This is a genomic window from Agrobacterium sp. CCNWLW32 (assembly GCF_037083425.1).
Classification (GTDB): Bacteria; Pseudomonadota; Alphaproteobacteria; order Rhizobiales; family Rhizobiaceae; genus Agrobacterium; species Agrobacterium radiobacter.
Genome location: NZ_JBAOJM010000002.1, coordinates 207,714 through 229,791, shown reverse-complemented (window position 1 = coordinate 229,791; position 22,078 = coordinate 207,714). Strand labels below are relative to the sequence as shown.

Annotated in this window: 24 protein-coding genes; all 24 read left to right on the top strand. The window is 58.3% G+C overall.

The features are described from left to right. Positions 1-63: 63 nt before the first annotated feature. The 24 genes from fliN (at position 64) to V6R85_RS04875 (ending at position 21,912) form a co-directional block, all read left to right on the top strand. Complete coding sequence (gene fliN / locus V6R85_RS04990; protein ID WP_003503403.1) at positions 64-603, top strand: flagellar motor switch protein FliN; 540 nt, start codon at positions 64-66, stop codon at positions 601-603. Between the two features lie 27 nt (positions 604-630). Next, positions 631-1,674, top strand: a complete 1,044-nt coding sequence (fliG, locus tag V6R85_RS04985; RefSeq protein WP_003503398.1) for a flagellar motor switch protein FliG — start codon at positions 631-633, stop codon at positions 1,672-1,674. Between the two features lie 129 nt (positions 1,675-1,803). Then, complete coding sequence (flhB, locus tag V6R85_RS04980) at positions 1,804-2,886, top strand: flagellar biosynthesis protein FlhB (RefSeq protein ID WP_003503396.1); 1,083 nt, start codon at positions 1,804-1,806, stop codon at positions 2,884-2,886. A 5-nt stretch (positions 2,887-2,891) separates the two neighbouring features. Beyond that, positions 2,892-3,329, top strand: coding sequence for a hypothetical protein (locus tag V6R85_RS04975; protein ID WP_003503394.1), 438 nt, complete (start codon positions 2,892-2,894; stop codon positions 3,327-3,329). A 307-nt stretch (positions 3,330-3,636) separates the two neighbouring features. Continuing rightward, complete coding sequence (locus tag V6R85_RS04970) at positions 3,637-4,929, top strand: flagellin N-terminal helical domain-containing protein (RefSeq protein ID WP_020812076.1); 1,293 nt, start codon at positions 3,637-3,639, stop codon at positions 4,927-4,929. Positions 4,930-5,242: 313 nt separating this feature from the next. Then, entirely contained in the window at positions 5,243-5,899 is a 657-nt protein-coding gene (locus V6R85_RS04965) for a hypothetical protein (protein ID WP_111794229.1), read from the top strand. Next, a complete protein-coding gene (locus tag V6R85_RS04960; protein WP_003503388.1) occupies positions 5,896-7,179 on the top strand; it encodes a MotB family protein in 1,284 nt (427 codons plus the stop codon). The genes V6R85_RS04965 and V6R85_RS04960 overlap by 4 nt, the downstream gene beginning before the upstream one ends. Further along, positions 7,176-8,453: a chemotaxis protein MotC gene (motC, locus tag V6R85_RS04955; protein ID WP_003503386.1), complete on the top strand. Its 1,278-nt coding sequence runs from the start codon at positions 7,176-7,178 to the stop codon at positions 8,451-8,453. The genes V6R85_RS04960 and motC overlap by 4 nt, the downstream gene beginning before the upstream one ends. After that, a complete protein-coding gene (gene fliK, locus V6R85_RS04950) occupies positions 8,450-9,808 on the top strand; it encodes a flagellar hook-length control protein FliK (protein WP_336377024.1) in 1,359 nt (452 codons plus the stop codon). The genes motC and fliK overlap by 4 nt, the downstream gene beginning before the upstream one ends. Beyond that, entirely contained in the window at positions 9,756-10,322 is a 567-nt protein-coding gene (locus V6R85_RS04945; protein WP_003503383.1) for a lytic transglycosylase domain-containing protein, read from the top strand. Before fliK ends, V6R85_RS04945 begins: the two co-directional genes overlap by 53 nt. Before the next feature lie 282 nt (positions 10,323-10,604). Further along, positions 10,605-11,276, top strand: a complete 672-nt coding sequence (locus V6R85_RS04940) for a response regulator transcription factor (protein WP_003503381.1) — start codon at positions 10,605-10,607, stop codon at positions 11,274-11,276. A gap of 105 nt (positions 11,277-11,381) precedes the next feature. Beyond that, complete coding sequence (locus V6R85_RS04935; RefSeq protein WP_003503378.1) at positions 11,382-12,662, top strand: flagellar hook protein FlgE; 1,281 nt, start codon at positions 11,382-11,384, stop codon at positions 12,660-12,662. Positions 12,663-12,684: 22 nt separating this feature from the next. Next, complete coding sequence (gene flgK / locus V6R85_RS04930; protein WP_003503368.1) at positions 12,685-14,163, top strand: flagellar hook-associated protein FlgK; 1,479 nt, start codon at positions 12,685-12,687, stop codon at positions 14,161-14,163. 3 nt (positions 14,164-14,166) lie between these two features. After that, positions 14,167-15,270, top strand: a complete 1,104-nt coding sequence (locus V6R85_RS04925) for a flagellar hook-associated family protein (protein WP_020010439.1) — start codon at positions 14,167-14,169, stop codon at positions 15,268-15,270. A gap of 34 nt (positions 15,271-15,304) precedes the next feature. After that, a complete protein-coding gene (gene flaF / locus V6R85_RS04920) occupies positions 15,305-15,649 on the top strand; it encodes a flagellar biosynthesis regulator FlaF (protein ID WP_003503365.1) in 345 nt (114 codons plus the stop codon). Beyond that, positions 15,646-16,095, top strand: a complete 450-nt coding sequence (gene flbT / locus V6R85_RS04915) for a flagellar biosynthesis repressor FlbT (RefSeq protein WP_003503362.1) — start codon at positions 15,646-15,648, stop codon at positions 16,093-16,095. The genes flaF and flbT overlap by 4 nt, the downstream gene beginning before the upstream one ends. Beyond that, complete coding sequence (gene flgD, locus V6R85_RS04910; protein ID WP_003503359.1) at positions 16,086-16,556, top strand: flagellar hook assembly protein FlgD; 471 nt, start codon at positions 16,086-16,088, stop codon at positions 16,554-16,556. Before flbT ends, flgD begins: the two co-directional genes overlap by 10 nt. 48 nt (positions 16,557-16,604) lie before the next feature. Further along, positions 16,605-16,871, top strand: coding sequence for a flagellar biosynthesis protein FliQ (fliQ, locus tag V6R85_RS04905; protein WP_003503352.1), 267 nt, complete (start codon positions 16,605-16,607; stop codon positions 16,869-16,871). A 157-nt stretch (positions 16,872-17,028) separates the two neighbouring features. Further along, positions 17,029-19,116 carry a flagellar biosynthesis protein FlhA gene (flhA, locus tag V6R85_RS04900; RefSeq protein WP_003503351.1) on the top strand — a complete coding sequence of 696 codons (2,088 nt, stop codon included), beginning with the start codon at positions 17,029-17,031 and terminating at the stop codon, positions 19,114-19,116. Then, positions 19,113-19,868 (top strand): flagellar biosynthetic protein FliR, encoded by a 756-nt coding sequence (gene fliR, locus V6R85_RS04895; protein WP_003503350.1) that lies wholly within the window; start codon positions 19,113-19,115, stop codon positions 19,866-19,868. The genes flhA and fliR overlap by 4 nt, the downstream gene beginning before the upstream one ends. A 14-nt stretch (positions 19,869-19,882) precedes the next feature. Further along, on the top strand, positions 19,883-20,302 hold the full coding sequence (locus V6R85_RS04890) for a hypothetical protein (protein ID WP_003503349.1): 420 nt from the start codon (positions 19,883-19,885) through the stop codon (positions 20,300-20,302). A 115-nt stretch (positions 20,303-20,417) separates the two neighbouring features. After that, entirely contained in the window at positions 20,418-20,975 is a 558-nt protein-coding gene (locus tag V6R85_RS04885; protein WP_003503348.1) for a rod-binding protein, read from the top strand. A gap of 29 nt (positions 20,976-21,004) precedes the next feature. Beyond that, complete coding sequence (locus V6R85_RS04880; protein WP_003503347.1) at positions 21,005-21,373, top strand: hypothetical protein; 369 nt, start codon at positions 21,005-21,007, stop codon at positions 21,371-21,373. Next, positions 21,373-21,912, top strand: a complete 540-nt coding sequence (locus V6R85_RS04875) for a flagellar basal body-associated FliL family protein (RefSeq protein WP_003503346.1) — start codon at positions 21,373-21,375, stop codon at positions 21,910-21,912. Before V6R85_RS04880 ends, V6R85_RS04875 begins: the two co-directional genes overlap by 1 nt. The last annotated feature ends 166 nt before the right edge of the window (positions 21,913-22,078 follow it).

The window sequence follows — 22,078 nt, the reverse complement described above, 5'->3', positions numbered from 1 at the left end:
ATCCTGCCCGGCCTTTCGGGTTCTGGGCAGGCTGACGCAAGTTTCAAAGGGAATAATCAGCGCATGGCTACGAAGAAAACACCTGTGACCGATGATGCGGCGTTGCCGTCGTTTGAAGACGGCGGCGACCTCGACCAGGCTATCGGCGATCTGCGTGGCGTCCTCAAGACGGATGCGGAAGGCTCGCTCTCCGATTTTGGCGACTTCGGCGATTTCGGAAGCACGGACGAGGTTTCGACCGAAACCGACCTTTCCGCCTTTGGTGGCGGAGCGGCCGACTTTGCGATGGACGATTTTGCCGCCGCCCCGCAGGTTGCGGGCGTGAAGGCGCCGCTCGGCAGCGGCTTGTCCGAAAACATGGAAATGATCATGGACATCCCGATCGATGTCCAGATCGTTCTCGGCACCAGCAGAATGCTCGTTTCGGGGCTGATGAGCCTCGAAGAGGGCGCAACCATCGCGCTTGATCGCAAGATCGGCGAGCCGGTCGAGATCATGGTGAATGGCCGCCGTATTGCGCGCGGTGAAATAACTGTTCTGGAAGACGACGATACGCGCTTCGGCGTAAAATTGATTGAAGTACTGAGTACGCGAAAAGCCTGATCCCTGTGGGGACGGAGAGGAAAGACCATGATGGACTTCGAGGATTTCGGTAACCCCCTTGCGGGCAAGCCGTTGTCTCAGGCCGACAAGGCGGCCGCGGTGCTTCTTGCCATGGGCAAGGGCGTCGCCGGCAAGCTGCTGAAGTTTTTCACCCAGCACGAACTGCAGATGATCATTTCCTCGGCCCAGACCCTGCGCGTCATTCCTCCCGATGAGCTTGCACAGATCGTAGCCGAGTTCGAGGACCTGTTCACCGAAGGAACGGGTCTGATGGACAATGCCAAGGCGATCGAGAGCATTCTCGAAGAGGGCCTGACCCCTGAAGAGGTGGACAGCCTTCTCGGCCGCCGCGCGGCTTTCCAGGCCTATGAAGCATCGATCTGGGACCGCCTGCAGGAAGCCGAGCCGGAATTCGTCGGCAAGTTCCTGCTGCGCGAACATCCGCAGACCATCGCTTATATTCTCTCCATGCTGCCTTCCTCCTTCGGCGCCAAGGTTCTCCTCACCATTCCGGAAGAGCAGCGCGCCGATATCATGAACCGTACCGTCAACATGAAGGAAGTCAGCCCGACGGCTGCCCAGATCATCGAGAAGCGTGTGGTCAATCTCATCAATGAAATCGAGGCCGAGCGCAATGCGGGCGGTTCCACGAAGGTTGCGGATCTGATGAACGAACTGGACAAGCCGCAGGTCGATACGCTGCTCAGCTCTCTCGAGACGCTCAGCAAGGAAGCCGCAAACAAGGTCAAGCCGAAGATCTTCCTCTTCGACGATCTCATGTTCATGCCGCAGCGCAGCCGCGTCCTGCTGCTCAACGATGTTTCGGCCGATGTCATGACGATGGCGCTGCGCGGCGCCACGATGGAAATCAAGGAATGTGTGCTCTCCAGCATCAGCCCGCGCCAGCGCCGCATGATCGAATCGGACCTCGCGGTGCCGCAGGCCTCGATCAACACCCGCGAAGTGGCGATTGCCCGCCGCGCGGTGGCGCAGGAGGCGATCCGGCTGGCCAATTCCGGCCAGATCCAGCTGAAGGAAGCCTCTGCGGAGGAGCAACCAGCCGCCGCTTAAGCGGAAGCCGGTTGATAACCCGCCCTTACGGCGGAACCGGCCATTGCGATGGCCGGTCACGGACGCTAGTTTCGGGATGACGGCCTGCCGGGATCGGCGGGCCCTTTTTTTTGATCCCGGGAACGTGCCTTGGCAGACGATCAGGACAAGGACAGTAAAACAGAAGCCCCGACGGAGAAAAAACTCCGCGATGCGGCGGAAAAGGGCAATCTTCCCTTTTCCCGTGAAGTCCCGATCTTTGCCTCCTCACTTGCTTTTTATTGTTACCTGGTCTTCTTCCTGCCCGATGGCGCCGGTCGCCTTGGCGTCACATTGAAGGACCTGTTCGGCCAGCCCGAACAGTGGGACCTCAGCACCCGGCCGGATGCCCTGTCGCTGTTGTATTTTCTCGGCACGTCGATCGCCTATCTGCTCATGCCGGCGATGATCATGTTCATGGTTTTCGGGCTTGCTTCGTCGTTTTTCCAGAACCTGCCGTCGCCGGTGCTTGAGCGGGTGCGTCCGCAATGGTCACGCGTCTCACCGGCGAAGGGCTTCACGCGCATCTACAGCAAGCAGGGTTTTGTGGAATTCGGCAAATCCGTATTCAAGATCATGATCGTCTCGGTCATCATGTTCTTTGCTTTGCGTGGCGATTTTTACAGCCTCATCGATCTGATGTTCTCCGATCCGCAGGTCATTTTCGTCCGGGTGGTCGAGATCGTCAAAAAAATGATGGTCGTTATTCTGCTTTCCACCGCGCTGCTTGCTGCCGTCGACGTTCTGTGGACGCGCCATCACTGGTTCAGCCAGTTGAAAATGACGAAGCATGAGGTGAAGGAAGAATACAAGCAGTCGCAGGGCGACCCCGTGGTCAAATCCCGCCAGCGTTCCATCGCCCGCGACCGTGCCCGCCGCCGGATGATCAACAATGTGCCGCGCGCAACGCTTGTCATCGCCAACCCCACACACTTTGCGGTGGCGCTGCGTTATGTTCGCGAAGAAGGCGACGCACCTGTTGTCGTGGCCAAGGGCCAGGACCTTATCGCATTGAAAATCCGCGAGATTGCGGAAGAAAACAATATCCCCGTTTTTGAGGACCCTCCGCTTGCACGCTCCATGTTTGCGCAAGTCTCGGTAGATAGTGTGATTCCACCAGTCTTTTACAAGGCTGTGGCTGAGCTCGTTCATCGGGTTTACGCCATGAAGTCATCGAAAATACGGGTTCAATAAAACCAATGAAAAAATCCGCCTATTCCGAACAGCGGGAAATGATCGTCGCAGAGGCGATCAACCCGATCGCCACCGAACTTCGATTGTTAGACCCGGCCGACCTGATTTCGCTGCTCAGATTTGAGTGCTACAGCAGTATCGCCGACCTCGTTTCGTCGGCGGCTGAGCTTTATTATCATCCCGGTACGATCAATTTCGGCGCCGGCGGCGAATACAAGCTCGAATGGGAAGGCGCGCCGGAGATCGTCCTCGATCTCGAGCTCAAGCCAAAGGGCGCCACGGTCTATGCGCGATTGACGCTCGCCAACGAACATGCGGCGGTTGAGATCAATCACGTCTCGTTTCAGAACCCTTCCGAAAACCCGGACGAAAACACCGAGTTTCTTCGGAAAAGCCTGACGGCTGCCCGATTCGTGCCAACCCGTCAGGGCGAAGCGGCTTAACCGGATCATCCCTGAATATTGCCGTCATGTCCGTTGCGCCCGCCGAAATCGCGGGCGCAACGGCCTCGTTCCGGTGCGTTTTAACCAGAGCTTGCCTGAAGCCTGCCGGTTTATGCGAAACCCGGCTGTGAAAGGCAGGAACGCCTTGCAAATCAGTCCTGTTGTTTGTTACCTATCACATTAACGATTTGTTAACGAACAGCAGGTCGCGGTGGTCGCTTCAGGCCATTGCCGATTCGCATGATGCTTCTGCTCGTTGTCGGCACAGCGCCGGATTTTTTCTTAAATTTTGAGTTGGGTGGACCCCATGACCAGCATTTTGACCAATGCGGCGGCGATGGCCGCGCTGCAAACCCTGCGCATGATCGACAAGAGCCTCGAGACAACACAGGCGCGCGTGTCTTCCGGCTACCGTGTCGAGACTGCGGCGGATAACGCGGCCTACTGGTCCATTGCAACGACGATGCGCTCCGACAATAACGCGCTTTCGGCCGTGCAGGACGCTTTGGGTCTGGGAGCCGCCAAGGTCGACACCGCCTACGACGCGCTTGAAAGCACGATCGAGGTCGTCAAGCAGATCAAGGCCAAGCTCGTCGCCGCCTACGGCGTTGGCGCCGACCGCGGCAAGATCCAGGATGAAATCAAGCAGCTTCAGGAACAGCTGAAGAGCATCTCCGAATCGGCCTCCTTCTCGGGCGAAAACTGGCTGCAGGCCAGCATCAGCAACGGTGGCACGCCGCCGGTTGAAGAATCGATCACGAAAAAGGTCGTTGCATCCTTCACCCGCACGGGCGCAGGCAATGTCGGCGTTACCACCGTTGATTATGTGCTCGATGGCAGTACGGTGCTTTTCGACCTCAGTGGTGGAAAGCTCGGGATTCTCGACAAGAACGCCGTTTTCGTCAGCAAGACGGAATATGAAGTCACTCAGACCTCGACGACTGCGGGTAAGGCGACGAACGCCGGTCATGTCGTCGAGAAGCTCAGTGACGCGCAGATCGGCGCGCTGAATGCCGCGACTGCGGATACGAATACGGATCCGAATATCTATAGTGACGGGACCGCCAATTATCTCCGCCTTGCCGAAAACGTATGGGTGAAGGTGACGGCGACAGATCCGTCGAGCGGTGGCACCACTGTTTCTCCCGCCTATCGCGACACCAGCAGCAACGACTGGTTTTACGACCTCAGCGGCGGGACGGCTTCCGCCGATCGTTCCCTCGGGTTTTCCGTATCCACCCTCAATCTCGGCAATCTCGATGTTGTCGCCGCAGCCATGGGCGGTTTTGCCGGTGGCGGCACGACCTATACCGATGCCGACGCCATCGACATGATGATGTCCTTCGTCGACGGGCAGCTTGAGGCGATGACCAGCACGGCTTCCAGCCTGGGTTCGCTGCAGAGCCGCATCAGCATGCAGGATAACTTCGTTTCCAGCCTTATGGATGTTATCGACAAGGGCATCGGCCGTCTTGTCGATGCCGACATGAACGAGGAATCGACCAGGCTCAAAGCGCTGCAGACGCAGCAGCAGCTCGGTATCCAGGCTCTCTCCATCGCCAATGCCAACGCGGAAAATATCCTCCAGCTCTTCAAGTAACGGGTTCGACCGGCGTGGGCGCGCGGGGATGGATGGGCGCAGGCTTGCCGATCATGCCCGCCTTCATCCTCGCACAAGTTTGAACACCTAACGTCGGGTCAGTATGGGGCGGATCGCATGGCGTGATCCGGCCGGGAAACGTGGAAGAGACGGGCAGGGTAGCAAGGATGACGGTGGTGCCGCCAAACGGCTTAGAGCATTTCCAGGAAAAGTGGACCCCGGTTTTCCGTCTGGAAATGCGGCGAGGCTTTTGCGATTCGCGCGGGCAACAAAACATGTCTGGCCCCTTTCTCCTGTTTTGCCGGAGGCAGGCATGAGCGCGTCCATTGCACGGTTTCTCAAGGACTTCGGTGAAGCGCAACCGCAATCGGCGGCGCCGGCCTTCGGCGACCCGTTGGCCGACAACGATTTCCTGTCCGGTTTTGCCGATGGCGCTTCCGCTTTCGACGAATTTGCCCCCGTTGACGTGGAGAGCGAGAAACAGGCGGCCTATGACCGCGGCCGCGAAGACGCCGCCCGCGAGATCACCGAGAAGATGCAGGCGGAGCGGGAAGAACTGATCGCCGCCCATGCGGCCGAGCTGGAGACCCTGCGTTCGGGCCATCTTGAAGAAATTGCGGCGTCCCTGTCCCGTGGTCTGCGCGAGGGTATCGACGCGATCGCGGCCAATCTCAGCGAACAGACAGCCAATATCCTTGCCCCCCTCCTGACGGAAAAGCTGTCGCTCAAGGCGGTTACGGCGCTGGCGGATGTGGTGCGCGCCGCCATGCCGGATGGCGAAGGGGTCACGCTTGTCGTGAAAGGCCCGAAAGATTTGTTCGAGCGACTGAAGACGCAGCCGGGCTTTGAAGAAGAAACGATGAAATTTACCGAGACCACCGATATCGATCTTTCCGTCGAGTTGGGTGAAAGCGTGTTCGTGACGCGCATGTCCGCCTGGGCGTCCAGTCTTCGCAAGGTGATGAAATGAGTGAAGGCGAGAACCACCACCACGGCAAAAACGAGATCATCATCGTCAAGCGCCACAAGGGCGGGCACGATGGCGCCCATGGCGGTGCGTGGAAAATCGCCTATGCCGACTTCATGACGGCGATGATGGCGTTCTTCCTCGTCATGTGGCTGGTCAATGCCGCCAACGAGGAAACCAAGGCCTCGGTCGCCAGCTATTTCAATCCCATCAAGCTGTCCGATGAGAAACCCTCGTCCAAGGGGCTGGAAAAGCCTGTCGATAAGGAAGAGGGCGTCCAGAAGAAAGACCAGTCCAACATCCAGGCTGAAAAGGTCACCAAGGGTTCCGCCGCGGCGACGGGCGAAGACCTGACCTCCCAGACCGGTGAGCAGTCGAATTTCTCCGAAGCGGACTTTTTCGAAAATCCCTATTCCGTGCTGGCTGAAATTGCCCAGCAGGTGGGGCAGCAGGCCAATGTCAGCGCCAAGGGCGAGGGCGGCGCTGCCGATTCCGGCCCGGCGACGGGCGCTAGCGGCGGCGAAGCCTATCGCGATCCCTTCGATCCCGATTTCTGGACCCAGCAGGTGAAAATCACCCGCGCCGATCAGCCGCAGAAACCGGTTGAACAGCAGCAGCTCGCCGAGAACAAACAGGAGGATGCGGCCGAAAACGCTCAGGCGGTCGCGCTTAAGTCGTCCGAGACACCGGCCGAAAAGGCGGAAGACGGCAAGCCGATGGAAGTCGCCGCCGTGGTGCCGCAGCAGCGTCCGGATGCCGCAGAGCAGGCAGCGCTTTCTCAGCCCAAGCCGGAGCAGCAAAAGGCCAGCGATGCCGAGTGGGAAAAGGCCGATACCCTGCGCGAGGAAATCGAGAAGCAGATCTCAGGCATTACCGGCAAGCTTTCCGAAGGTCTGGTGGTGACGCCGGCCGAAGGCGGGTTGCTGCTCACCATTTCCGACCAGACGGAAACGCCGATGTTCAATATCGGATCGGCTGTTCCCCGGCGTGAAATGGTTCTGGCCATGGAAAAAATCGGCAAACTGCTTCAGGAGCGGGGCGGCAGCGTGGTGATCCGCGGCCATACCGACGGACGGCAGTTCAAGGGCGAGGCCAATGACAACTGGCGGCTCTCCATGGACCGTGCGCACAGCGCCTATTACATGCTGGTGCGCGGCGGCCTGTCGGAAGAGCGGGTAAAGCAGGTCTCGGGTTTCGCGGACCGCAGATTGCAGGTGCCGGCGGACCCTCTGGCAGACGCCAACCGCCGCATCGAAATTCTGCTTGAGGCCGATCGGGGGTGAGTGTGACGAAAACCTCGAAACGCTGGCTTCTTCTTGCGGCGACGCTTTGCGGTCTCGGCTCCGAGCCGAGCAAGGCGTTTTCGCAGTCGCAGGACAATCTGATGCCCTATGCCATGCTGCGCTCCCTGCAGTTCGTGCAGGATTCGGTGGCCATGGGCGACCATTCCGCCGCTGAAATGCAGCGGTTTCTGCTGCAGACGATCGATGAGCGGCTGAAGAGCGCGCCCTCGGCGATCTTCAAGGATCCGCGCAATGTCGATGCGGCGCTCATCTATGCGATGAGCGGCGGCAACCCGGCGACGCTGGAATTGCTGGTCGCGCGTGATGTGGATGGCAATTTCGATAGCCGCGTTGCCGATATCCTGCGCAAATACCTGTCCGGCAAGGGAACGCTGGTCGCACAGAGCATCGCGGCCATGGTGCCTGAATATCGCGGCAAGCGGATTGGCGCCTATCTGGCGCTGATCGGCGGCAATGTGACGATACCGCGCGATCCGCTGGCTGCACTCGGCTTTTACGACATAGCCCGGCTCGAAGCGCCCGGCACAATCGTTGAGGAGGCGGCATTGCGCCGCTCGCTCGCTATCGCGGTTGAAGACGGCGATGCTGCGCGCGGCGTCGACTATGCGCAGCGTTATGCGCGGCGCTTCCTGCATTCGCCCTATGCCAGCCAGTTTGCCGACCTTCTGGTCTCGCTGGTGGTCAAACGCGCCGATTCCATCGGTGAGGAGGCGATACAGGAAACCTTCGCCATGATGGATACCGAGAGGCAGAAGGAAGCCTATCTGCGCCTTTCTCGCCTCGCGGCGATCAGCGGCAAGGATTCGCTGGCGCGTATGGCGGCGTTGAAGGCGAAGGCGCTGTCTCCGTCGCTGCCGGGTGAGCCTGAAGTCCAGGCAAATCTCTATGAAAGCCTTTCCAACATCGGCACACCAGATGTGGTGAGCGCGATCGAGACAATCGGGCAAATCCCCGAAGCGCAGCTTTCGGATCGGGACAGGGCCCTGCGGGAGGCGGCAAGGGCGATTGCAGAGCAGGTGGTTCGTCCTCCTTCCCTGCAGTCCGGTGTCGGTGCAGACACTGCGGCCACGAAGGATACCGGGCGGAATGCGCCCGAAAACGAGGCGACCGCTGCTGATGCAAAGAGCATATGGCGGGTCGAAACCCAGAAGGCTGACGATGAGGGCGATAACGTCCGGCAACTCGTGACGAGCGGCCGTAGCAAGCTCGATGAAATCGACAGCCTGTTGAAGAAAGGCGAGGGGGCACCATGATCGACGCAACCATCAACGCGATAATGAATGCGCCACCATCCGATCCGCGCGCCGGCAGCGCCAGCGTCAGGGACGACGCCAAGGGCGGCAGTTTCGGCGATGCCCTTTCCACGGTCCGGGACGAGCGGCCGCCGCAGGCGCTGCATTCGCGGCATCAGCAGGACAAGAACCCGGCTGAAGAACAGCAGGCACAGGCTGATAGCGAGGCGGAAAAGATGGATGTCCCGGTCAAGCGGCCCGCAACCTTTCTGAATGCGATCGTCAACGAGCATGCCGGCGAAGGTCGTGCCCATGAGACCTTGGCCGAGTTTCAGAACGCCGTGAAAACGGCCCGCACACCCGATAACGGCAAAACCGGCAAGAAGCTCAAGGACGACACCGACAAGGACGCCGAGACGGTAGCCGATGTGATCGATCCAAAGCTGGCGGAACTGCAGCTGGTTGTGGCCAACGCCGCCGATGTGGCGACAGCCAAGACGCCGCTTGAGGAAATTGCACAGGCGATTGCCGGCAAGACCGACACGGTGAAATCAGACCGGGTTGAACCTGTCCGGGGCAAGGCCGAGCATCTGGTCAAGGACACGCCGACAGGCATTGCACCTGCCGGTAACGAGGCGGGTTCGGCTTCCGAAAACGAAGGCGATGCCTCGGCATTCCGTTTCTCGTCTCCGCGTTCGGGCGCGGCCCGGGCTCTCGATATGAGCACGGTGCAGCGTGAGGGCCGTGTCGAGTTCGATGCACGGGAAAGCACCGGCAAAGCGGCAGATACCATCACGGTCCTCGATTCGCGGCGTTTCATCGGTCTGGCGCCTTCGACCAACGCTTCGGCCCTGACCGGCCTGATCGTCAATGATCCGGAATGGGTGAGCGCCATGCAGCCCGGCTCGTCGCTTTCCAATGCGGCGGCCCAGAGCAGCACCGGCAAGGTCGTGCATACGCTGAAGCTGCACATGACGCCGATCGAGCTCGGATCGGTGACGATGTCGCTGCGTCTTGCCGGTGACGAGCTTGCCGTTCACATGACGGTGGAGAGCGTTGCAGCCTATAAAAAGCTTCAGGACGACAGCAAGAACATCCTTGAGGGTCTCAAGGCGCAGGGTCTGACGGTCGATAACATCACCATCAGCATCGCTTCTTCCGACAAGAGTGACCAAACGGGCACACAGGGCAACAATCAGCAAAATCAGCAGGCGCAGCAGCAGGGCCAGCAGGCCGCCGCCGGGCGCAACCGTGACGAGTCCGGAGCACGGGGCAGTCGGCAAGGCAATGGCGATAATTTGGGGGTGCATAATGAAGGCATGGATGGCGCTCCTGGCTCTGCCCGTTCTTCTGCTGACAATGGCGTCTACCTCTGAAAACGCGTCGGCCTCGGCGACATCAGGCGTCTGTGAAAGAGAGATCCAGTCGGCGGCACGCAAATATGGCGTGCCGGAGGGAATTCTCTATTCGGTGGGCCTGACCGAGACGGGCCGCAAGGGGAGGCTCGACCCCAATGCCATGAATATCGAGGGAAAACCGGTATTTGCGACCTCCACCGAGGAAGCCCTGATGACTTTCGAGGCGGCGAAGCGCAACGGCGCCAAGCTGATCGACCTCGGCTGCATGCAGATAAATCATTATTTCCACGGCGAAAACTTCTCATCCCCGCGGGAAATGTTCGATCCGCGTCGCAATGTGGAATATGCCGCCATGTTCCTTCGCAACCTTCACAACAGGCATGAAACCTGGACCATGGCGGTCGCCCGTTATCACGCCGGCCCCAACAATGACCCGGCGCAGAAGAAATATGTCTGCCGCGTCATCGCCAATCTGGTGGCGACGGGCTACGGGAAATGGACTCCCAACGCGAAAAATTTCTGCGACGGATGACAACCTGAAATTGCTTTTAGGCACCGCAGGACTCGTATTTCGAAATGTGGCGATAGATTGATCGAAAAAAGGCATTTCAAGCGGTTTTTTCGGAATTTTGAAATTTCTACACAAAAATTTTGTGCCATATATGGTTAATACCCACTATATATAGATCAAATCGGCACAAAATGGTTAATCAATTATTAATAACTATCGATGATTTCCTACAGTTGTCGCTGAATCCCCCGATTCGTACCAATGCCTCATTGGAAAACACCACACTGATTCGGAGGCGGACGAATGATCGTAGTGGTTGATGAGCGCGAGCTCGTTAAAGACGGCTATACATCTCTATTTGGGCGTGAGGGCATTCCCTCGACCGGGTTCGATCCGGTCGAATTCGGGGAGTGGGTCTCGACGGCGGCGGAAAGCGATCTGGCGGCTGTGGAAGCCTTCCTGATTGGCCAGGGCGACCGGAGCTTTGCTTTGCCGAAGGCGATCAGGGATCGCACGACGGCGCCTGTCATCGCGGTCAGCGACCAACCCTCGCTGGAATCCACGCTGGCGCTGTTCGACAGCGGCGTCGACGACGTCGTGCGCAAGCCGGTTCATCCCCGTGAAATCCTTGCACGTGCGGCGGCTATCCGCCGCCGGCTGCAGGTCATCTCGAACTTCACAGATGCGGGGCCGATTCGGGTTTTCTCCGACGGCCGCGACCCCGAAGTGGGTGGCGAGGTATTTCCCTTGCCGCGCCGCGAGCGTCGTATCCTCGAATATTTGATCGCCAATCGCGGACGCCGCGTTTCCAAGGCGCAGATTTTCAATGCCATCTACGGCATCTTTGATGACGACGTCGAAGAAAACGTTGTCGAAAGCCATATCAGCAAGCTGCGCAAGAAGCTGCGCAAGAAGCTTGGCTACGATCCGGTCGATTCCAAGCGGTTCCTCGGCTACAGCATTGATTGGCAATGATTTTCATTGACCCGCGTGGTCTTTTTCAAACGCGGTATTTCCGACAGCTTCACGCAAGCCAAACGCTTTACCTTCTCCCTGAAAGATGACCACGAGGGTTTTTGAATGAGTATTTTCGGCACTATGCGAACCGGTGTGTCCGGCATGAATGCGCAGGCGAACAAGCTGGGGACCGTGGGCGACAACATCGCCAACGCAAGCACCACCGGTTACAAGCGTGCATCCACGTCGTTCTCCTCGCTCGTTCTGCCCTCCTCATCGGGCAGCTACGCCTCGGGCGGCGTACAGTCCAATGTTCGCTACAGCATTTCGGAGCAGGGAAACCTCTCCTACACCACCTCGAGCACCGACCTTGCCATTCAGGGCAACGGCTTCTTCGTGGTTCAGGATGGATCGGGCACGCCTTACCTGACGCGCGCCGGTTCGTTCCAGAAGAATTCGGAAGGGTACCTGGAAAACGCGGCCGGCTTCCAACTGATGGGTTACCCCTATGGTTCCAACCCGCCGGCGGCCGTCGTCAATGGCTTCACGGGTCTTGAAGCCATCAATGTCAATAATTTCGGCCTGACGGCATCGCCCTCCACGCAGGGCAGCTTCCCGGCCAATCTTAACCGTGGCGATACGGCTGTGGCCGCGGCATCGCTTCCGGGCACCAACTCCGCAACTGCGACGTTCGGCAACAAGACCTCGTTGACGGCATTCGATAGCGGCGGTGCGAAGGTACTTTACGATTTCTACTACACCAAGACTGACGACAATACGTGGGAAGTGGCGGTTTACCGCCAGGACCAGTCGACGAATGGCGGATTCCCCTACACGGCAACGCCAATAACTGACCTTGTTCAGGAGAAAGTCGAGCTGACATTCGATCCTGCTACCAACAAGCTCACCCCCACCTCGGATAAATCGATTACGATCAATGACCAGGTCAGCGGCGTGGCGCAGGCGATCAACATCGACCTGTCTGAAATGACGCAGTTCTCGACCAAGTTTACGCCCGGTACTGCAGTTCTCGATGGCAACGGTCCGAGCCAGATCAAGGACGTCGAAATTGGCAAGGACGGCCTGGTAACGGCGGTCTATCAGGATGGCGGTCGCCGCAATATCTACCAGCTGGCATTGGCCACGGTGCCGAGCGTCGACAACCTCAGCCCGCAGAACGGTAACGTCTATCTGCCGAGCAACGAGTCGGGTGTTGTCACCATCGGCTTCGCGCAGACGGGTAGCTTCGGTTACATCCAGAAGGGTGCGCTGGAAGGGTCGAACGTCGATATCGCCAGCGAACTCACCGACATGATTGAATCCCAGCGTATCTATACAGCGAATTCGAAAGTCTTCCAGACTGGATCGGATTTGATGGACGTCCTGATCAATCTGAAGAGATAATACTTCTCACGAGGACAGATGAATGTCGCTCACGTCAGCAATGAATACTGCGCAGTCGATTTTCAATAATACAGGTAAGCAGACGGACGTTACCTCGAAAAACATTGCCAATGTCGGCAATGCGAACTACGTCAAGCGAACCGCCATTCTCGGCACGACCATGGCTGGAGCGAGTATCGTCTCCAACGGTCGTGCCCAGAATGAAAGTCTTCTCAGGCAGACAATCTCCAGCTCTTCTCTTGCTTCCGGCCAGAGCACCGTGCTCAATGGCCTTCAGGAAATGAAGAGCGTTTTCGGCGGCAACGATTACGAGAGTTCGCCGGCCACCTATATGAAGGAACTGCTGAAAAGCCTGGACGCTTACGCGGCCAAGCCGAGCGATGCCGCTCTGGCGGCGACGGCCGTCACCTCGGCCACGGATGTCGCCAGTTCCCTGAACAAGGCTTCGAGCGAATTGCAGGCGATGCGTCTGCGCGCCGACAAGGAAATCTCCCTCCAGGTCGACAAGCTGAACGGGCTGCTCGCGAAGTTCGAGGAAGCCAATAACGAGGTCAAGGCGCAGACGGCGATCGGCGGCGATCCGAGCGACGCTCTCGATCAGCGCGAAGCGCTTCTGAAGGACATTTCCTCCATCATCGGCATCAATGTCGTCAATCGCCCCAACAACGATGTGGCGCTTTATACGACTGACGGTGCGACGCTGTTCGAGATCGTGCCGCGCAGCGTGACCTTCAAGACGCAGCCGGGCTACGATGCGACGACCACGGGCAACGCCATTTATGTCGATGGCGTAGCGCTGAAGGCGGGCAGCGGCAGCAACACAACGGCGGAAGGATCGCTTCAGGGCCTGATGCAGGTGCGTGATGATCTGGCGCCGACGATGCAGAGCCAGCTCGACGAAATCGCGCGCGGCCTCATCACCATGTTTGCGGAAAAGCCCGCGGACCCGACCAGCGGTCTGCCAGACATGCCTGGCCTCTTCACCTACGGTTCGCCGTTGGCGACGACAATTCCGCCGGACGGAACTGTCTCTCCGGGGCTCGCGGCCAGCATTACCGTCAACCCGGCGTTAATTATTTCCAAAGGTGGCAATCCGGAATTGTTGCGTGACGGCGGTATCAACGGTACCGATTACGTGATCAATACCGCAACATCGGGTGGAACCGGTTTCTCCGCCCTGATCCGCAGCTATGTCACTGCTTTTGACGCGCCCATGAATTTTGCCGCGTCGACACGTATCGATACGAATACCAGCATCCTGAAATACGGCACCAACTCGATGGGGTGGCTCGAACAGGAACGTTCCGGCGCGACTTCGGCAAACGAAGCGAAAAGCGCGCTTTATGAGCGCTCGGCCACTTCCTATTCGAACAGCACGGCGGTCAGCCTGGACGAGGAACTGTCACTGCTCATGGATATCGAGCAATCTTACAAGGCCGCGACCAAACTGGTGACGACCGTTGATGAAATGCTCAAGTCCTTGATGGACATGGTGAGGTAAACGATGAAAACGTCATTCATTTCATCGCTGGCGATGCAGAACAGCATGCGCAGCACCATCCTCAAGGCTCAGCTTGAGATGACCAATCTCAATACCGAGCTGACGACGGGCAAGCATGCCGATCTCGGCGTGACGCTGGGCGCCAATACCGCCCGCAGCCTCGATCTCAATCGCGATATCGACCGCATTACCTCGCTGGTCAGCGTCAATTCGATTGCAACGCAACGCCTCAAATCCTCGCAGACGGCGCTGGACGGCATGGCGAAGGCCGCGCAGGAGATTCAGAAGGTTCTGGTCCCCAATACCAGCAGTGAAGCACCGACGCTGTCGACGGTCGCCCAGACCATCTCGAATGCGTTCAACAACTTCACCAGCTTCGCCAATACAGCGGTCAATGGCGAGTATCTGTTCTCCGGCATCAATACGGATGTGAAGCCTGTCGATGACTATTTCGCGGATGGATCTCCGCTGAAGGAAGCCTATGAGACGGAGCTGAACGCATTCATGGCGGCGCAGACGCCGCCGGTGGGTGATTTCGCCAGCCTGTCGAAACCGCAGGTCGAAGCGTTCATGACCCATATCGAAGGCGTGTTCAACGGCACGACCACGGTCACGAACCCGCCGCATAGCAGCCTGACGGCCGGCCAGAACTATGATTTCTGGACGACCTTCGGTTCGAAGGCGAGCGACACCAACATGACGAGCCGCATCAGCCAGAACGAGGTTGTCGAAACGTCGAGCAACAGCAATTCGCAGGGCATGCGTTATTTCGCATTGACCGCGATGACGTCCATGACCTTCCTCGACGCGAAGGTGGACAGCGGCATCCGCGAAATGGTGGCGATGAAGTCGGTGACCAATATCGGCACCGCCATCAACGGTCTGAACCAGCAGCAAAGCCAGCTCGGTCTTTCCGAAAGCCGTGTCTCGAAAGCCAATGATTCGCTGGAGGCCCAGAAGAAGATCATCGAAACGCATCTGCTGGATATTGAGGGGATCGATACCTACGAGGCGAAGACCCGTCTCGATCTGCTGCAGCAGCAGATTGAAATCGCATACAGCCTCACGTCGCGTCTGCAAAAAATGAGTCTGGTAAACTACCTCTGATGAACAGAGGTGGCGGCAGATAAAGGATACATGAATGTACCAGTTTTCCTACGCCGAAATCATGGAGGATGGTGTCGCCAACGCGAAAGATCGCGAGCGGCAGGCGTTGACCAAATCGATCGACCTTCTGGTGGAGGCAAGGGACTCCTCCTCGCAGCGGCCCACGATCGAAGCACTTTTTTACACTCGACGGGTCTGGATCCGCTTCATTGAGGATCTCAAGCAACCCGACAACCAGCTGGCCATGGAACTCAGAGCCAATCTGATCTCCATCGCGATCTGGATTTTGAAAGAGTGCGAACTGATCCGGAAACGTCAGTCGACGAATTTCCAGGGCATAATTGACGTGACAACCATCATCAGGGATGGACTGAAATGAAAAGTACACTTCGAATTTCGCTGAAATCGGGCGAAAAGATTTTCATCAACGGCGCGGTTCTGCGTGTGGATCGCAAGGTGGCGCTTGAATTCCTGAACGATGTCACGTTCCTGCTTGAAAACCACGTTCTGCAGCCCGACCAGGCGACGACGCCGCTCAGACAGCTTTATTTCATCGCGCAGATGATCCTCATCAACCCGGAAGGGCGCGATCAGTCGACCAACATGTTCCGCAAGTCGGTCAGCATGCTGCTGAATTGCTTCCAGCATGACGAGGTTCTGGCGGAACTCAAGCGGATCGACGGGCTGGTTGCGTCAGGCAAGGCTTTCGAAGCGCTCAAGGCTATTCGCGGTCTTTATCCGATCGAGGAAAAAATCCTCAACAATCAGGAAATGACCCCGGCAACGATCGAACAGATTCGCAAGGAGATCGCACCATGGCGGTAGATGCAGTCAATGCGGCAGCGGCAAACCCCTGGGCGAATGCCGGGGCGAGCAGCAGTGACAAGAACGCGGCCTCGCTGAACTATGACAGCTTCCTGAAACTCCTCATCGCCCAGATGAAGAACCAGGATCCGACCAGCCCGATGGATGCGGGTCAGCAGATGTCGCAGCTGGCAAGCTTCTCGCAGGTCGAGCAGACCATCAAGACCAACACCCACCTGAAGAGCATGCTGCAGGCGGAAGCCCTGACGCGCGCGTCCGATCTCGTCGGCAAGACCGTCATGAGCTCCGACGACAAGGTCACCGGCGTGGTCAAGGAAGTGCAGGTCTATTCGGACGGCGTTGTCGCCATCACCGAAGCTGGTGACAAGGTACTGCTGCAGGCCGGCGTGACCTTCTCGAATGGTCCAATCAAGAGTACAGCTGATGGTGGGACCGATTCGAATAAGCCGGCTGGTTCCTGATATTGAAGAGGCGGCATGACGCCGCCTTTCCGGAATAAGGATGCGACGATGAACGAGGCCGATGCGCTTGATATCATGCAGGCGGCAGTCTGGACGGTTCTCGTCGCGGCCGGTCCGGCGGTTCTCGCCGCCATGATCGTCGGTGTCGTCATTGCCTTCATTCAGGCCCTGACCCAGGTTCAGGAAATGACGCTGACCTTCGTTCCCAAGATCGTCACGATCATGCTTGTCCTCGGTGTCGCCGCCCCCTTCGTGGGCGCGCAGATATCGCTCTTTTCCAATCTCGTCTTTTCCCGCATTCAATCTGGCTTCTGACGCCCGTCCGCTATGGATGCCACCTTCGCGCAAGCTTCGGCGGCTAGGGATAGGCTGAAGCATCGGGCCGAATTGCGTTCGCTTTTCGAGAACCGGTGCCGCGGAACCGTGCGGCGGCTTTTCCGTCGCCCTTCTCATGAAGAGACAGGACGATTTTATGGCGCAACCACCAGTCATCTCCTTGCCCAAGGTAAGTCCGAGCATGCGAGACATCGGTTTCGCATTGGGCATTGTGGCGATCCTCTGCGTTCTCTTCCTGCCCATTCCGGTCATTCTGGTGGATATTGGCCTGGCGTTTTCGATTGCGCTTTCGGTGCTCATCCTCATGGTGGCGCTCTGGATTCAGCGGCCGCTGGATTTCTCGTCTTTCCCTACCGTGCTGCTGATCGCGACCATGATCCGCCTGTCGCTGAACATTGCGACGACGCGTGTCATCCTGTCCCACGGCAATGAGGGGCCGACGGCGGCCGGAGGCGTGATCGCGGGCTTCTCCAGCCTCGTCATGTCCGGCGACTTCGTCATCGGTCTCATCGTCTTTCTGATCCTGATCACCGTCAACTTCATCGTCATCACCAAGGGCGCAACGCGTATCGCCGAAGTCGGCGCCCGCTTCACGCTCGACGCCATCCCCGGCAAGCAGATGTCGATCGATGCGGATCTGTCCGCTGGCATCATCGACGAAAAGGAAGCGCAGCGCCGCCGCCGCGAACTGGAAGAGGAAAGCTCCTTCTTCGGTTCGATGGACGGTGCCTCGAAATTCGTGCGCGGCGACGCGATCGCCGGTCTCATCATCACCGCGATCAATATTTTCGGCGGCATCATCATCGGTTATTTCCGCCACGGCATGCCGATCGGCGAAGCGGCCGACGTCTTCGTCAAGCTTTCGGTCGGTGATGGTATCGTCTCGCAGATCCCGGCCCTGATCGTATCGCTCGCCGCCGGCCTTCTGGTATCACGCGGCGGCACCGCCGGCTCGACGGATCAGGCGGTCGTCAATCAGCTGAGTGGTTATCCGCGCGCGCTGATGGTCTCGGCCATGTTGATGGGACTGCTCGCCGTCATTCCGGGCCTTCCCTTCCTGCCCTTCATCTTCCTCGGCGGCATCATGGCCTTCGGCAGCTGGTATATTCCACGCCAGGCGGAAGCCGAAAGCGCGCTGCGGCGTCAGGAAGAGGAGAACAAGGTTCTCCAGACCACCGAGGCGGAAAAGGATTCGGTCAAGCAGGTGCTGAAGACGGCCGAGATCGAATTGGCGCTCGGCAAGCAGGTTTCCACCCGTCTTCTCGGCGCGCATCAGGAGCTGGCTTTCCGCGTCGGCAAGATGCGCAAGAAATTCGCGAGCCAATACGGTTTCGTGGTGCCCGAGATCAAGGTCGCCGACGACATCATGATCCCGGAAAAGGCCTATCAGATCCGCGTCCACGGCACGACCATCGCCTCCAGCAGCCTGCGCGTCGGCGATGTTCTTGTCGTGACGGGTGCAGGGCGCAAGCCGAGCATTCCGGGCGACGAAATCCGCGAACCCGCTTTCGGCATGCCCGCCGTCTCCATCCTCGAAACCTTCACCGAGGATCTGAAGCGCGAAGGTTTCCACCCGATCGACAACGTCTCGGTGGTGCTGACGCATCTGAGCGAAGTCATCCGCAACAACCTGCCGCAGCTCCTGTCCTATAAGGACGTCAAAATCCTCATCGACAGGCTTGATCCCGAATACAAGAAGCTGGCCGACGAGATTTGCTCGTCGCACATGTCCTATTCCGGCCTGCAGGCGGTGCTGAAACTGCTGCTCGCCGAGCGCGTGTCGATCCGCAACCTGCATCTCATTCTCGAAGCCGTCGCCGAACTCGCGCCGCATGTGCGCAAGACCGAGCAGATCGTCGAACACGTGCGGGTGCGCATGTCGCAGCAGCTCTGCGGCGATCTTGCCGACAATGGCGTGTTGCGTGTCCTGCGTCTCGGCAACAAGTGGGACATGGTTTTCCATCAGGCGCTCAAGCGTGACCAGAAGGGCGAAATCGTCGAATTCGACATCGATCCCCGCCATCTCGAGGAGTTTTCGGAGCAGGCCTCGAAAGTTATCCGTGAATTCATGGATCGCGGCCTGCCCTTTGTCCTTGTAACCTCACCGGAAACGCGGTCCTATGTGCGCATGATTATCGAGCGACTCTTTGCGACCCTGCCGGTTCTTTCGCATGTGGAACTTGCCAAGGGTCTCGAGATCAAGATTCTGGGCGCCATTTCATGATAACCGACCCGCAAGGGACAATTATCGCATTGTTCCTTGCTATTTGCCGTATCGGCGCCTGTTTCATGACCATGCCGGGCTTTTCCAGTTCGCGCATCTCGCCGCAGATTCGCATGCTTCTGTGCGTCGCGGTATCCATGGCGCTTCTGCCGGTGCTATGGGACACGATCTATCCGAAAGTCTCCGGCGCAAGCCAGGGCACGGTCGTCGGTCTCATCTTCACCGAGGTCGTCATCGGTTCGATGTATGGCCTGATCGCGCGGTTCTACACGCTGGGTTTTCAGTTTACCGGCGCGCTCATCGGCGCTTCCATTGGCCTCAGTGCGCCTGGCGGTGCTGATGTCATCGAAGACGTGCAGGAAAACCAGATATCCAACTTCATCACCTTGGGCGGCCTGCTGGTGCTGTTCATATTCGATTTCCACCACATCGTCCTCAAGGCGCTGGTGGATTCCTACACCGCCACACCGGTCGGCGCGCTCATCAGCGGCCAGAAGATGCTGATTACGCTGACTGATACGCTCAGGGCCTCCTTCTCCATCATGCTGCGGCTCGCCAGCCCCTTCGTGATTTACGGCCTGATGTTCAACGTCGCGGTTGGCCTCATCAACAAGCTTGCGCCGCAGATCCCGGTCTTCTTCATATCGACGCCCTTCATTCTCGCGGGCGGCATTTTCATGCTTTACCTGTCGGTCGCGGCCCTCATCCGGCAATTCGTGGATGGTTTCGGCCCGGTCTTCATCGGCTTTTGATCGGGAGAAACGCCATGGCTTCGGACAAGCGCTCGGCTAAACTCAAACGTCTGGTAACGGTTCAGCGGCACATGGAGAAAATGGCCGAGGTGGAGCTGGCCGACACCACCCGCACCCGCACCGAAGTGGCGCAATCCATGGAGAACGTGCTGGAGGCGATGAGTTCCATGGAGCCGGTGCATCAGACATTCTCCAAGCATTATTCGGACCGCTACGGCCGTCTCGTTGTCCAGGACCGCCAGCTTGAAGGCGTCCAGCAATTTCAGGAAAACAAGGTCCTGAAGGAAAAGACCAAGGCCGACAGGCTTGAGGACAGGATGCATATCGCCCGCGATCTAGAAGATCGCGAGGCCGATGATAATGCAATCTATGATTTGTTAGAAATTACGAATGTTTCCCACACACCAGCCTCCAGCAAGGTTGGCGATCCATAATCTGTCCCATTGTTGCATCGCGGGCGTTTTTGAGGACGCCTCCGGCGATGTTTCTTGATTGAGCGGATGTGCCGGCTTTCTGTGCCGCCCATTCGTCAGCTCGGGAGATCTGGACGTGGCGATATCGGTGATAAGTGATCTGGTGATGGATGTGGTTCGCGCTGCGGACCCCCAGGAAGTTCAGGTTGCCCAGGAAAAACTCAAGGCGAACAAGGCGGCTTTTGCCGCAACCAGCCTTGCCGATGCCGGCAAGGGTTTTGGCGCCGCGGTCGACATGCTGGATGGCGCTTCCTCGAAGGCTGGCCTCGGCGACACCAATATCCGCGCGGCCCGCACCGAAATCCCGGAAACCTATCGCAAATATGAAGCCTCGGTACTCCAGACCTTCGTGGCCAACATGCTGCCGAAAGACAGCGAGGAAGTTTACGGCAAGGGTAATGCCGGCGAGATCTGGAAAAGCATGATGGCCGAACAGTTTGCCGACACGATCTCCAGAAATGGCGGCGTCGGCATTGCGGAACAAGCTTACAAGGATGCGCTGCGGAAGGCCGAAAGCAAAGGCATTACCGACGTATCGATGAATGAAAAAGACCATAATGCTGCAATTCGGATGGTGGCGGAGTTCGAGCGGCAGGTCCTCGGTGTTTCCAATGAGAAAACAGACGAGGCTTGAGAATGAAAAACCTTAACGAGGAGACAAGCATGGACCTTATGTCGAACGACCACCGTATCCAATCCGTTCTCGGCCGCCTTGAGATGATCATCGACAATGAGAACGACAATATCGGTAAGGACCCACAGTTCGACTTCAAGGTCTCCAATGCCCATAAGAGCCGTTGCCTTTATGAGCTGACGATGCTGTTCCGCGATACGCCGCGCGAGGAAATCGCCGCTGGCTATATGGAACAGGTCAAGGGCATCAAGTCCAAGCTTGCGACCAATGCCAGCCGCGTCGAGGCGCATCTGAACGCGGTTCGCGCCGTTGCGGACCTCTTGAAGAGCGCGATCCAGGAGGCCGATACGGACGGCACCTATTCGCAGGAACAGTTCATGTACGGCGCTGCCTCCTGATGTTGAAGCTTCTTCTCACCGGCGTCTGGGTTTGCGCCGTCACGCTCGGCGCGGTGTATTTCTCCGTCCAGTTGGCGACGGCGCCCGCGCCGGATGAGGCGGGGGCGAAAAAAGCCAGTCTGCAACTGGTCAAGGGCGAAAGCATCACGATCCCCGTCATCAATGACGGCGGGGTGAACGGCTATTTCCTCAGCCGGATTTCGCTCCGCGTCGACAAGACCAAGATGGCGAAGATCGAGCTGCCGGCAACGCAGCTGATGACCGATGAATTGTTCACGCTGCTCGCGGGTTCTTCCATGGTCAACATTGCCAACATCTCCACCTTCGATCCCGAAGCCTTCAAGCAGCGCATCCGCGAGGGGCTGAACAAGAGGCTTGATGACGAGGTGGTCGAGGATGTGCTGATCGAACAGCTCGATTATCTGTCGAAGGCCGATATTCGCGAGCAGAACGGTAACGGCACGCCCCGCTCGGTCAAGCTCGTCGAGGGCGAGAAGGCCGAAGTCGGAAAAGAAGCGGCTGCGGCGCCAAGTCATTGATGGCCAAGGGGCGAGGGGCTTCGGCCTGCTGCAGGATGCGGAGCATCTTTCTGGTTAATTGTCTCTTGCCGTATCCCCAAGCATTCGAGAGATTGCTTTCAAGCTAAATTCAACCTGCACCTGTATAAACAGACCCATGAACCACCATCCCGCAGGCCATGCTTCG